Annotated in this window: 9 protein-coding genes; 4 read left to right on the top strand and 5 right to left on the bottom strand. The window is 40.0% G+C overall.

Features of this window, described 5'->3' with window-relative positions:
* Positions 1 to 5 precede the first annotated feature (5 nt).
* The 5 genes from DI077_RS13640 to DI077_RS13660 form a co-directional block, all read right to left on the bottom strand.
* Positions 6 to 965: an efflux RND transporter periplasmic adaptor subunit gene (locus DI077_RS13640; protein WP_109020409.1), complete on the bottom strand. Its 960-nt coding sequence runs from the start codon at positions 963 to 965 to the stop codon at positions 6 to 8.
* A gap of 1 nt (position 966) precedes the next feature.
* Positions 967 to 2,232, bottom strand: coding sequence for a TolC family protein (locus DI077_RS13645; RefSeq protein WP_109020410.1), 1,266 nt, complete (start codon positions 2,230 to 2,232; stop codon positions 967 to 969).
* A gap of 172 nt (positions 2,233 to 2,404) precedes the next feature.
* On the bottom strand, positions 2,405 to 4,942 hold the full coding sequence (locus DI077_RS13650; RefSeq protein WP_109020411.1) for a penicillin acylase family protein: 2,538 nt from the start codon (positions 4,940 to 4,942) through the stop codon (positions 2,405 to 2,407).
* Positions 4,943 to 4,955: 13 nt separating this feature from the next.
* The gene (locus DI077_RS13655) at positions 4,956 to 6,158 is read right to left on the bottom strand and encodes a hypothetical protein (RefSeq protein WP_109020412.1); all 1,203 of its coding nucleotides are present in this window, start codon (positions 6,156 to 6,158) and stop codon (positions 4,956 to 4,958) included.
* 68 nt (positions 6,159 to 6,226) lie between these two features.
* Positions 6,227 to 6,892: a transglycosylase SLT domain-containing protein gene (locus DI077_RS13660; RefSeq protein WP_109020413.1), complete on the bottom strand. Its 666-nt coding sequence runs from the start codon at positions 6,890 to 6,892 to the stop codon at positions 6,227 to 6,229.
* A 330-nt stretch (positions 6,893 to 7,222) separates the two neighbouring features.
* On the opposite strand from DI077_RS13660, the gene DI077_RS13665 reads away from it, so the two are divergent.
* The 4 genes from DI077_RS13665 to DI077_RS13680 all read left to right on the top strand — a co-directional run bounded on the left by DI077_RS13665 (position 7,223) and on the right by DI077_RS13680 (position 13,682).
* The gene (locus DI077_RS13665; RefSeq protein WP_242935205.1) at positions 7,223 to 9,430 is read left to right on the top strand and encodes a HAMP domain-containing sensor histidine kinase; all 2,208 of its coding nucleotides are present in this window, start codon (positions 7,223 to 7,225) and stop codon (positions 9,428 to 9,430) included.
* A 190-nt stretch (positions 9,431 to 9,620) separates the two neighbouring features.
* Positions 9,621 to 10,442: a hypothetical protein gene (locus DI077_RS13670; RefSeq protein WP_109020415.1), complete on the top strand. Its 822-nt coding sequence runs from the start codon at positions 9,621 to 9,623 to the stop codon at positions 10,440 to 10,442.
* A gap of 191 nt (positions 10,443 to 10,633) precedes the next feature.
* Positions 10,634 to 11,440 (top strand): hypothetical protein, encoded by an 807-nt coding sequence (locus tag DI077_RS13675; RefSeq protein WP_109020416.1) that lies wholly within the window; start codon positions 10,634 to 10,636, stop codon positions 11,438 to 11,440.
* 136 nt (positions 11,441 to 11,576) lie between these two features.
* Positions 11,577 to 13,682, top strand: coding sequence for a HAMP domain-containing protein (locus DI077_RS13680; RefSeq protein ID WP_109020417.1), 2,106 nt, complete (start codon positions 11,577 to 11,579; stop codon positions 13,680 to 13,682).
* Positions 13,683 to 13,714 lie beyond the last annotated feature (32 nt).

Consider the following 13,714-nt stretch of genomic DNA (forward strand, 5'->3'; position numbering starts at 1 on the left):
TGAATTTACAATCCGAAACTGATTCCTTTCAAGAGCACAACGCCTTTGACCACAACGGTTTCTCCTTCCTCCACTCCCGAAAGAATAGATATATCGTTTCCCGATCCGGCCAAATATTTCACTTCTCGCCGAACAAGCGTATCAGCTCCTTGTTTGACAAAAATATAATCTTTACCTTCCACGCTGACCACCGAATCCTTCGGTAAAAGTAACAGACCTTCGATTTTATCACCAAACTCTACTTTTGCGAACATTCCCGGCAGGATTTTCTGATTACCCACTTTCAAGGAAACTCTGATCTTGGCAGTCCTGGTATTGCTATCGAGACTATCACCCACTGCTTCCGCCTTCCCTTGAAAGGTTTTGTCGGGGTATGCTGAAAAACTAATATCAACGGATTCTCCGACTTCAACTTGTGAAAGTTGGGACTCGGGGAGCTCTGATACTACAACGGCGGTTCCGGAAGGATAGGATTCCAATTGGTTCGGATTGAAACCGAAACTCCTTAACCTCGATTCCCTTTCTTCAATATCGGCGACACAATCCGTCAACTCGGCTTCCGCCTCGAATAAATCCTTACGTGTAGCCACACGGTTTTCAAACATATCTTTGACACGTTCTATATTCTTTCTCGCTTTCACCAACTCTGTTTTCGACTTCTTATAACTGGAGTAAAGCGATGCAATGTCGGGATTCTCAAACAAAATGACTTTCTCCGTATTTCGAACGGAAGAAGAGATACTTGCAATAACGTGAGCCGTAGCAAGTACAGATAAAAAGCCCGATTTTTTTTCCAAAACAACGGTTTCAAACCTAGTCAACGACTCTGCATTGGGAAAAACGATCGTCTTACCGCCATTAGATAAAGTTGGGAACGTATTTTCCGTTTCATTTTTAGCTTTCTTTTCAGTGCAAAAAAGAATCGGAGAAAAAAATAAAATACAAATTAATAATTTATTCAACATCTTAGATTTTTTCCAATTCCAACAAATTAAATCCTATCGAGAAATTCAAATTTTCAAAAGACTGAAGCCTTTCCATTCGCAAATTCTGGAACTGATCCATACTTTGCCGATACGCATCGAAAAAATCGGCAAACTCAATGATTGTGATGTATCTCTTAGTGTAATTTTTCAGCATAACGTCGGATAGATTCCGATATTCGGCTATGAAATTTTTAGCATACGATTTATAAACCGTATCTTTTTCATAAGCTTTTTTCCATGCCGCATAAATTTCTTTTCGCAATTTATTTTTAACCAACTCTTTTTTCAGCTCGGAAGTTTTTACCGTTTGTTCCGCCGATTTAATATTTCCCTGATTGCGATCATTGACGGGAATAGGAATGCTTGCAGTCAGTGCATAATAGTTCTCAATATAACTTCCCTGTCTATCCCAAAGAATTCCCAAACTAACATCCGGGATTGCTTCCGCTTTCGCAAGAGATAGATTTGTTTTTTCATATTGAATCATAATTTCCGCAATCTGCACATCAGGTCTGTTTCTTTCTCCCCAATTCTGGAGATCCTCGATTTTCAATTGAAACGGATCCAACCCATCCAAACCGGCTTCGTTCAATTCCAACTTCGGAAAACTGGTCGCGGTTTCATCATTTAACAACAGTTTCAGACTATCTTCCTGTTCCTGGATTTTTGCAGATAAGTTGACACTCTCGTTTTCAAGCTGAAATAAAATCGCTTTCAATCTCATGATTTCACTCAAAGTCACGTCTTGCTGTGAAAATGATTTTTCCATTCTTGAAATCGTTTCCGAAATGGAACGGATATTTAATTTATAAAAATCCATAATCTCCCGGAAATAATACAAACTGAAAAAAGAAGATCTTAATTCGTATTTCAAAGCGCGGGTAAGATCGTATAACTCGTATTCCGTGATTCCTTTCAATAAGGACTTTGCCTGGATTCTTTTTTCTCTTTTACCTCCGAGTTCGATCAATTGCTGGAAGGAAACTAAAGTTTGGCCTTTCGGAGAAATGTCAAAATAGCGACCGGTTTTCCAATTATATGCATTCTGTTCCATATAAAAGGTGGGATTTTGCCACAGCCTGGCTTGCAAAATCTGAGCTCTGCTGGATTCAATATCATATTGTTTGGAAAGTAGCTGCAAGTTCCTTTCCTGGAATTGTTTTTCCAATTCTCCTAGTGAAACTCCGAATACAGGCGGAAACACCAAGAATATATGAATCAGAAAAATACTTCTATAAAACTTCATACACAGACCAATTCTATGTATTACTTATTTATTTTTGCATGTCCAGAGCAAGAATATAATCTATACGGAAATCATTGTGGATTTTAAGTAAATGACCTTAGAAGTATTTTTTAAACGAAAACCCTTAACAAATCCAAATAGAAAATGACTTTGGATCCGCTAAGGGTATTTTTTATTTTTCGGAAGGTGCGAACTCGAGTTTATATTTTCCGTCCGCATAACTTTCCTTAGAGAAAAGTATCTTCCTATGAATTCCGTCGATATAATTCTTCACCAAATTTCCATAAAACGGACTTCCCAGGTTTCCGCTATTTCCGATAGGAAGCTGAGTAACGGATTCGTCAAATCTTCCATAGTCGATGACTCTTCTTTTCGAAGGTCCCGATGTCGCCGTCCAATCTTCTTTCATCAATTTGTATTTGAGATTGTTAACAACTTCCGCTCCACCGGGACTCGGCAGAGGACCGATATCGAATATTTTACCAATCAAAGGGATGACACCGAGAGGATGAGGGTGTTTGATTTTATACAAATGTTTCCAACGCCAAAGAGAGGGAGACTTTGATACATGTTCTTCGAGATACGAAGCGGTATCTTCCAAAGAACGAATCAAAATATCTTCTCTGGTTTCAATAATATCTTTTGTGTTTTGATCATCCCAAAATTTGGATTCCGGATTTTGAATGATACCTCTGTACGCATTCCAATATTCCGCAAAATCACCATATAACTTGAAATTATCTTCACCTAACTCATCTATTACTATATTCTTCAAAGTCAGATAAAAGAACACATCGTAAACAGCCCCGCCTTGCGAATCCAAATCATGTTCGAAATTCCAGCCTTTCAAAATTCCGAGAGCTTGTTTTCCGGAACGGGACTTCACTTTTTCCAAGGAAGGCAAAGCGATCTCCAGATAACGGGGAGCAAACGATGAAACAGTATCCGTTTGCAAGGAAGCCATATCTTCCAGAGACCATTTGTCCTGCCTTCCCAAAACATCTGCTAAGCGGAGAAACCTGTCTCTAGGCTGCCAATTCCCGTCCGGATATCCGAGGCCTGGTAATTTTTGAGAAGTCACCATATTGTTTGCAGTGATGATGATTCCGTTCTTAGGATTGATGATTTTCGGGTTTTGCGAAGAAGGAAGATAGCCGATTACGTCATTTTCTCCCGTAGAACCTTCTAAAATTTTACGGGAATTTCCGGACTTTAAAATCGGGAATCTACCTACGGAATAATAGGCAATATTTCCTTTCGCATCCGCATAACTAAAATTAAGTCCGGGAGCTCCGATCAAAGACGATGCGTTGTCCAATTCTCCGAAACTTGTCGAACGACCCATTTGGTAGAGTACATCCAAAAGCGGATTGGGGAGATGATGGTGCGCCCAATACAAGCTCACCGGTTTTCCCGCATAACCTTTGATATGTTCTGTAATGATCGGACCATGGGATGAGATTTTGATTTCAAAAGGGATAGGATCTTTTCCTTTTACCAAAATCGGATCCGAATAGGTTTGTAGAGGAACCCATTTCCCTTTTTCCATTACCTTATCCTCGGAAACGGTTTCCGAATAAAGATTCACATCGTCTTGTTCCAACATGGTAAGCCCCCACGCCTTATCCCTATTATGTGCAATCAAAGGGAAAGGTAGAATGGACAGAAAATAACCGTAATTTTCATATCCCGGAAAACGAATATGTGCTTCGTACCAGGCGCCGGGATTTGACAGCGCAATATGAGGGTCATTGGCAAGGATGGCACCTCCGCTCGAAGAACGAGAAGGAGCGATCAACCACGAATTACTTCCCTCCAAAGGTTCGATAGGAAGAATCAGATTCGAAACCTCGTCAACTAATCGATGTATTGCGCTAACATCGGTTCCGGATTTCGGAGAAACATAATTTGCCGAATGTTTGATCTTCATTTCTCGGATCAAATCATTCCCGGACGGACGATCCGAATCGGTATGGGAAGAAAGTTTGGGAGATCCTGGTTGCGACTCCAGAATCGTTGCCCCTTTTTCCAAATCATATCTCGGGAAAAGCTCATACACATTTCTATCTTTCAACTCGGATTCCAAAATGGTATAGAGGCTGTCCGTTTTGATTCCTTCCGCAAAGGAAAATCCCATATAAAAAAGAAAGGAAATCGCATCTATTCTGTTAAATGGTCTCGGTTTGATTCCCAAAATAGTGTATTCTATCGGAAAATTTCCCTCTTCCACAAACGCATTTACTCCGGTAAGAAATGCGTCCAATTCTTCCCATGCGCCGGGATGAAGATGTTTTTCCGAGTTAGCATATTCCTCCGCTGTTTTTTTAAGAAGCAATGATTTTAAAAACTTGTCCGACTCGAGTAACTTGTCTCCGAATAACTCGGTAAGATCTCCCCTTCCGATCCGTCTTTGCAATTCCATTTGAAAAAGCCGGTCCTGTGCAATCGTATAACCTAAGGCAAAATAGGCGGACAAGGAATCTCCCGCGTCGATATGAGGAATCCCGTTTACATCCCGAATTACGGTTACGTTCGTTTTGATAAAAGGATGTTTTTTCAAACCGTTGTAATTCGGAGATTTGGAAGCAACCAGTCCCCAAAAAATAAAATGAAGTATTACCGGCAATGCCAGAATAAAAACAACCCCTCCGTAAAGAAAGGGGCGTTTTTTGAATTGTTTCGAAATGGATTTTAAAATGGGAAGGTTCATCACCAACTCCTGGTTATTGCAAAGATTTGAGACTACGAATTCTGTCTTGTTTGTCTTGAGAATCCCAAGCTGCCTTTGAAAAAGACTCCACTTGGTAAAACTTTGTTTTGTATTCGTCCTTGTAAGGATAAACAAGCTCTCTATCCGGCTCTGTTGTTTTTGCCGCCTGAAGTTTTCTCAAACCCTCTTCACCCTGATTGTACCATTCCGGATCAATCGGAAGATTGACTCTATGCCCTCGGAAAGAAGTAGCGAGGTACGGGCCATCCAGGTCTTTGTCTCTTAGGATTTTTCCAAAAAATATAAATTCAACTTCATTGGAACCTGCTTTCAAATCGCCGTCATGAATCGCGTAGGCGACGTATTCTCCGTTCTTTTCATCTTTTAGATTCGCTTCCAGATGGTATTTGCCTTTTCTGTAAACATTCACGATCGCTTTTACAACCAAAGAACCGTCTTGCAATGAATCACTGAACACTCCGTTGAATTCGGCAGGGATGGTGGGTGATGAGAAGAAACTACTAGTAACAGTTGTTTTATTTCCTTCCGGTCCGTAAGTGATATCGGCAACGAGAGACATTTGCCCCCAGTCCGCTTTCATCGGCTTCCAGGAAAAAGTAAATACGTTGTCACCTCGGGTTTGATCTCCGTCGACTCCATTATCATTTACGGAAGCACTGACCGCGCCGTATCTTTGTCCTTCCCATTCTCTGAACACTTGATGGGAATCAATGGATATTTTCACACGATTGCGGGACTTGTCCCTACATTCCAGAGTAACATAAATGGAATCTTTATTACCGATTACGGCCCAAGTTTTAGGCTGGAACAAACACACGTAACCGTTTCCCTCCTTTGTTTTCGGGTCCAACTGATAGTCGGGGGAATTTTCAATAATGAAAGGAAATGCCAAATCATGGTTTAAAATCGACATCGGCCTGGAAAAAGGAGGGTATTGGGCCCATTCGACATACTGTTCCAGTACATGTTGTACGGTAGCTCCGTCGTCAGGGATGCCTGCGTCTCCGGAATCACCCGTCCGGCCCGCATAATCCCCGCTTGTTGGATCACTGGTTCCAGACATTATATCTTGTCTTGATTTTTGTCTTCTTTCGGACTCGGAATCACCACTCTCTTTCAAAACGAAAAAGAGGACTGCAACAATCAATAACAAAACAACTGCTAGATAAACACCGTATTTACGGAAAAGATCCATACCTCGAACCACCTTTTTTAAAAAACGGTTTTGAGGCTGGATCTAATCCTTCGGATGTAAAGTAAAATTTATTCTTCTTCGAAGAGAGCTAAATCATAGGAGAAAGATCCGGTTGTTTCGAATTCTTTCCAAGTTTGATAATGATTTGCAATCGATCTCGGGTAAGAAGGTAGCCCTCCCCACTTTTTCCAACCGCCAAGACCCGCATTGTAAGCAAGAAGCGCATCCTTTGGGGAGCCGGTTTCCTTCATTAGATCATTCAAAAATAGTACTCCCAGTTTCAGATTGGTGGTAGCATGAAACAGGTCACTCTTATCCGAATAGGCAATCCCTTTGGTTTTGGACAACCATTTCGCTGTGGCAGGCATAATCTGCATATAACCCAAAGCCCCTTTGTGGGATTTTGCAGTTCGTTTGAATTGGGATTCGGTTTGAATGACTCCCAATAAAAAAGCTACTTTGTCGATTTCATTTTCTCCCGCAAACTCGGAGCGTTTCGGGAATTGGAGCATTCGGGAAGCGGATAAGATGGAAAGAGAAAGTGTTTCTCTTTCTGTTTTTTCAAGACCGGGCCTTACACGGGAAATATACTCCGTAATTTTTGCCACTTCGGTTCGCCTAGAGCCAAAATCGGATTCGGAACTGGCTTTTCCGTAGGATTCCAGGAAAAATACACCCAGGCTTAGACATAAAGCGATGATTTTTGAAATTCGGTTTCTATTTTCGCGTAGCATTGTTTTCGCTCCTCTTGTGCATCGCACAAGATAGGACCAGGTTTTTATGCGACGCACAATTGTCCATTCATTTTTGTGCGGTGCACAAATGGGATGATCCAGATTTCTTTTGGTATTCTTTGAAAATCGGCTTTCCGATATAGGGGAAGATTGGACTTACATCTTAACTTCTATAGCTTTTACTACTTTGGGCTTTGTTTGGTCAGTGCCACTGCCTTCTTTTATTTTTTTCTCAGAAGGAAAAACCTACCGCCTTCTTTCTCGGACTTTATCCTATTTCTATTTTGTCTTTTCCTTTGGTCGTTCTCCTGGATGATCTGCAATTCCGTTTTGCACCCATGGACAGGAGTGGTGTTTATCTTCCTAAAAAACCCTGCAGTCCTGGTTCTTGGCACTTCCCTACTTTCGGCTTCTTTTAGATTTCAGGGAAAAGACAACTCAAAATACCGTTTATTATTTGTTAAACTATCATACCTTCTGTCTTTAATTACGATCATTTGCAATGTCTGGGGATTTTTTTTCAGACCGATCGTATTCAACAAGTCGATGGAATTTTTCGTTCCCATCCAATCCAGTGAATCGTTTTTCATTCAACTGAGTATTCTAAGCATAGCGGTAACTCTTTCCATCCAATTGCTCGTTACTTTGATCGTACTCGTAATTAAATACGGAAAGGCGAACGGGACAACAAAATCCAAATACAGGAATTTCATATTTGCGGCACTTTCCATTTTATTTTTAGCAGTGCTCGATGTATTTTTCGATTTGGATCTGATGCATAAGGAAATCTATTTATTCATATTAACAAATGTTACTATATTTGCGGTTACGGCAGTGATTATGACGGGTCTCAGCCAGGATAATATCCCTACTTCCGTCGGATTTAAAATCATGACTTTCAATGTAACTTTAATTTATCTGGTGTTATCCGTCGTTGCCAATATTCTTTTCGCCCGTTACCGTTCCGACTTTGAAACCAATTTGGAACGGGAAAAAATAATCGTAAAGACACAGATCGAAGAAGGCATAAAATTTCCGATTATCTATCAATCCGAGTTTGTCTTGGAAACGGAAAACAAAGTTTTTCTCATCAACAAGCCCAACCTATCGATTCATAATCCCTTTTTTCAAAACGAAAGGATCACCATACCTAATCGATTCCAAATCGAAGTGGTCACAAATACCGCGAAAGGAGTTTATTGGTTAAGCGACTTCAATGCAAATAACAAAAATTATGTTATCGGAATTTCCTACCTGGATTATAGAAAATCAATCGCATCCATTGTTCTTTGGTTGATTTTCACTCTTACGATATCTCTATTTTCCGTATTTTTACTTTATCCCGTACTTCATAAGAACAATATCATAACTCCTTTGAATCGTCTTTTGGAAGGAATCCGAAAAATGCAAGCCGGAGATTTGGATGTAAAAGTATCCGTGCAAACCAGAGATGAAATCGGAGAAATCACGAAAAGTTTCAATCAGATGATCCAAAGAGTGAAAAATTCCCATTTGGGTTTGGAAGATAAAATCCGGCAAAGAACTAGGGAGCTGCAAGACAAGTTGGTGGAATTGGGGAATACCCAATCACAATTATTGCAAGCGGAAAGACTTTCCACATTAGGGAAAATTGCGGCAAGTGTCGCACACGAAATCAATAATCCGTTGGCTGCCATCAAAGCGAGTGCAAGCTTTTTAAGAAATGAAGAATCGAATGAATTTCCGAATCAAAAAGATCAAAATGATGATATGAATTATAAACTGGCGACTGAAATTCTAAATGAAGAAAAGAATCAGTTCAATTCGGACGGAGGACTTCGCCTCAAAAGAAAAAGAGAGCTCTCCAAGTTTTTCGCTTCCATAGGTTTTTCAGAACCTGCTTCCGTCGCGGATACTTGTTCCGATCTGGGAATCGAATCCATTCCAGAGACGCATAAAATTTTATTTCAGTCCGAGAAAGGCAAACAGATGTTTATCGATCTTTTGGATAAAAAACAAAGGAACTTTCATCTATCTCTGATCGAAACCGCAGTGGACAGAGCTTCTAAAATTGTCTTTGCGTTGAAACATTATTCTTATTCGGGGCCGAAGGAAAATAAAATACAATTCTCTCTAACGGATGGTATCGATTCCGTTTTGCTTATGTATTCTTCTTCCTGGAAACAAGGAATTCAAATTGAAACCGATTACCGGGACAACGCGCAAATCTTAGGTTATCCGGATGAATTGATACAAGTCTGGACGAACCTACTTTACAATGCGGTACAAGCTTGCCCGTCGCAGAAAGGTAAAATCAAAATATTCGTCGGGAAAATCAAAGACGAAATTACAATCACCATCAGAGATAACGGCAAAGGGATTCCGGAAGAACACCTAACGCAGATTTTCGAACCTTTTTTCACAACGAAAGAATTGGGGATGGGAACCGGATTAGGATTATCCACAGTCAAAAAGATAGTGGATAATCATGGAGGGAAAATCATAGTCCAAAGCGAACCGGGAAATACTTCCTTTTCCATTTCACTTCCCTTCCTATAAAATAACTCATTTTGCTGCTTTTTTAAAACCGCTTACCCTGCCCCGGGGAACAGAAACGGGGGAAATTCCGTAAATTTTCCTGGCTCAATGGCAAGTTTGTGCTAAAATTATGTCGAAATTGGTAAAAAAACTCTTGCCTTAATTTTGCCAAATCTATACAACATGTAGGAAGGTTCAAAGGAGAACGAAAATGCAAAAGCGAACAATTTTAAATTTACTGGCTGCGGCAATGACTCTAGCACTTGCTGGATCACTAAGCGCACAAACTTATACAGTTTTCATTCATGGAAAATCAGGATCTAACCACAATGGTGTAGGTACCACAGACGTTAACAACTATTGGGGAAGTTCCACAAATAGCGTTTCCGGTTCTAAAATCTTCATCGGTTACGATGGAACAACTGACCCAAGAACTTACGGTTCTTCCCGTGCACAAACAAATGTGACTACAGGACTTACTAACTATTGCAAAAACGGAAAATCTTGTAAGATCGTTTGCCACTCTGCCGGTTGTTACGCAATCGAATATTGGTTGTCCAACTTAGGTGGAACTGCTTCTTCCAAAGGTTTTAACATCACTAAAGTAACTGCACTTGCTGCTGCTTCCGGTGGTTCTGAACTTGCTTCCGCACTGAACGGAATCACTTTTGGTTTCGGTGGAAACGCAATGGACAAAGCATTGATCGTTGGAACTGCTCGTGGCGCTTTCAATCATAACAACACTGGTTCGGTTGGTGTTTACCATGTTCCTGGTTACAAAGGTATGATCGGCGCATCTCTCATTCTTCCTGGTGAAGACGATTATGCAGTAGCTTACCACTCTTCTTGCGGATACAATCGCACAGGCGGACTTAGCAAATGCCAAGCATCTCTCACTCAAAGTGAAGGAATCTGGCCTTTCAACTCCAATCAAACTTATGTTCAATACAGCGGTCACTACAGAGCTCCTTCTGTTGGATCCGATGGTCTTTACTTGAACCACTCTGAAATTAAAGCGGAAGGTTCTAGATAGTCTCTACTTTTAATTTCATTCTTTCTCCGAAAGGGGCTAACCGAAAGGTTAGCCTTTTTTTTTGCCCACGGCTTACTTAAAACCTTGCAAAACCATGTTCAGAAATTTATTTCTGCCTTCTTTAAAAATATGTTGCCACATTTGTAATATTTTCGTCTTATTTCTTCAAAGACACTTTGGAGAAAAAAAGTATGCGACGCATCATTACGGGAATAGCTGCCATCCTGTTTACAACAGGGATCAGCGCACAAACTTACACCGTGTTCATTCACGGAAAATCAGGATCTAACCACAACGGAGTAGGTACCACAGACGTTAACAACTACTGGGGAACTTCTACAAGCACTGTTTCCGGATCTAAAATTTTCATCGGTTACGATGGAACAACTGATCCAAGAACTTACGGTTCTTCCCGCGCGCAAACAAATGTGACTACAGGACTTACTAACTACTGTAAAGGTGGAAACTCTTGTAAGATCGTTTGCCACTCTGCCGGTTGTTACGCAATCGAATATTGGTTGTCCAACTTAGGTGGAACTGCTTCCTCCAAAGGTTTTAACATCACTAAAGTAACTGCACTTGCTGCTGCTTCCAGTGGTTCTGAACTAGCTTCCGCTCTCGACGGCGCTACTTTCGGTTTCGCAGGAAACGCAATGGATAAGGCATTGATCGTTGGAACTGCTCGTGGCGCTTTCAATCATAACAACACAGGTTCTGTTGGTGTTTACCATGTTCCTGGTTACAAAGGTATGGCAGGCGCATCTCTCATTCTTCCTGGTGAAGACGACTATGCAGTGGCTTACCACTCTTCTTGCGGATATAACAAAGCAGGTGGATTGGACAAATGCCAAGCATCTCTCACTCAAAGTGAAGGAATCTGGCCTTTCAACTCCAATGTGACATACACCCAATTCAGTGGCCACTACAGAGCTCCTTCCGTTACAGCAACCGGATTATATTTGAACCACTCAGAAATTAAAACTGAAGGTTACAGATAGATCGAAAGATCCATCTTCCTTTTTCTGAAAGGAAAAACCCGAACATTCTGTTCGGGTTTTTTTTTGAACTTAATAAAATTTTCTACTAGGTATTGAAAAATTTACTGATATTCTTGTTCAGGCTTGGACAACAAAAATGAGCGGCTCTCTTTTTTTATTTCATTATAATAGTATTCACTTTGTAACATTATTTTTCTTTTCTATAGCATCCTTATTCATTCAATTCAAATTCAGAAAAGAAACCTTATCCATTCATTTTAGAAAATACAGATACCTGTCTTTCTTTCTGGCCGTTTTTTCTTTAGCTTATGCAGGTCTGTTTTTTGTCGTTACGGAAGACTATGCGATTTATCTCTATGCAATGCGTAGCATCGGAGGCTCTGGTTTTGTTTTCTCTTTGGCGGGATTACTGTTTGAAGTTTCAAGAGAAAAACCGAATACATACCATTACAAAATCTACGGAGTATTTGTTTTATTAGCTCTGGTTTCCTTTTTATGGTGTATTTTTCACATCCAATTTCATTTGGATGAAAATTCCCATACTTACCTTCCTGATTTTGATCCCAATCAAAAAATCTATGCGATCGTTTTCTTTGGATACAATTTATTCCATCTAACAACATATATTGTTCTTATCACATATTACCTCTTACATAAAAACAAATTCAAAAACGTTTATAAGGAACTTCGCTTGGCCTTCGGTTGTCTTATGATAATCACAATATTGTCAGTCACAAGAGATATGAAGATCATTCCCAATTCCTTAAATTCGACATTGATCGGAAACGCATCTCTTATACTATTTCTCGCGCTCACTCTTTCTTTTCTGAAATACGGCATTTCATCCATTAAAATTCAGACAAGAGTCATCATCTTTGCCATAGGAATTGCTTGTATCATATTCTCATTTATGAGCTGGTCGCAGTTTTATTTTGTAGTCGAGAACAGAATTTCGCAAAATGCAAGTTATCTGGATTATCGAGTCTATATCGATCAGTATGTAAGACACGATTTAATCATTTTATTCTTCTGCCTTCTGGGAATTGCATTTTTGTTTCCGGTCGTACTCAGATCCACGATAGAAATACCTTTTCAACAATTACTTTCAGGGATTCAAGATATCGAATCGGGAAAATGGAATACTAAACTCACAACGGAAGGAAGGGATGAAGTGGCAGCCATCCTTCAAACATTCAACAAAATGACGGTTTCATTGAATGAATTGAAAAACAATCTGGAGGAAAAAATCCAGGAAAGAACGGATGAATTGCAAGTGATCCAGCTTCAACTGATCGAAGCGGAAAAAATGAGTTCTCTCGGCATCTTGTCCATGAATATCGCGCACGAAATCAATAATCCTATCGGAGCGATCTACGCAAGTGTCAATAATCTAAGATCCAATCCTCTTTTTAGTGAGAGTGAACCGCCTCCTTTAAAAATCGATTGGACCAAAATCGACGAAGATACAAAGATTCAAATTTTTTCCATCATCCGGAATGCTCCTTCTCCCGCCAGTATGCCTACAGGTTTGGATAGAGTTTATACCAGAAGAAAAATCAGAGAACAAATGTCTGCTTATGAACAATTCAAAGATTCTAATTTTCTAATAGAAAACCTGGTGGATTTGGGTTTTATAGAATTACCAAAGGAATTGGAATCCATTTTACAACGAAAGGATTCCATTACAATTATGGAATATATCGTTTGGAACTTGCAGTCCTTATTTCACATTCAGCTGATCGAAAATGCCAGCTTAAGAACAAAGGCTACCGTTTCCCAACTCAAAGAGTATGCGCAAGATCATTTCCAAACTGCATCCGCAGAACCCATTGATGTTGCCTCTACCATTCGCACTGCCTTATCTTTATTTCGTTCCAGGTTTGGAAAACAAATTCTAATTCAAAAGAACCTGAAAGAAGGACTCATCTTCGGTTACAAAAGCGAAGTCCTTCAAATTTGGATTCATATCCTGAAATCGTCGTTACGTTGGATCGGCAATAAAGGAAAAATTTCAGTCTCAACCCGCAATTTTGCAGATCATCTTCAGATCAAATGGGAATCGGAAAAATTTCTGGATCTGAGTCCTTTGGATGAATATACAGGCACTCATAACTTTACCATTTCTCTCGAAATTGGAGAGGAGATCATTCAAACTCTGATCCAAAATCAATTCGGAGAATATTACGTTTCAGAAGACGGAAACACAAGAAACGTAATCGTCTCTTTCAAAAGAATCGAATAATCTACCTGTTTCATTTTGACTCTTTGCCCAAA

It is taken from the genome of Leptospira kobayashii (assembly GCF_003114835.2).
Classification (GTDB): domain Bacteria; phylum Spirochaetota; class Leptospiria; order Leptospirales; family Leptospiraceae; genus Leptospira_A; species Leptospira_A kobayashii.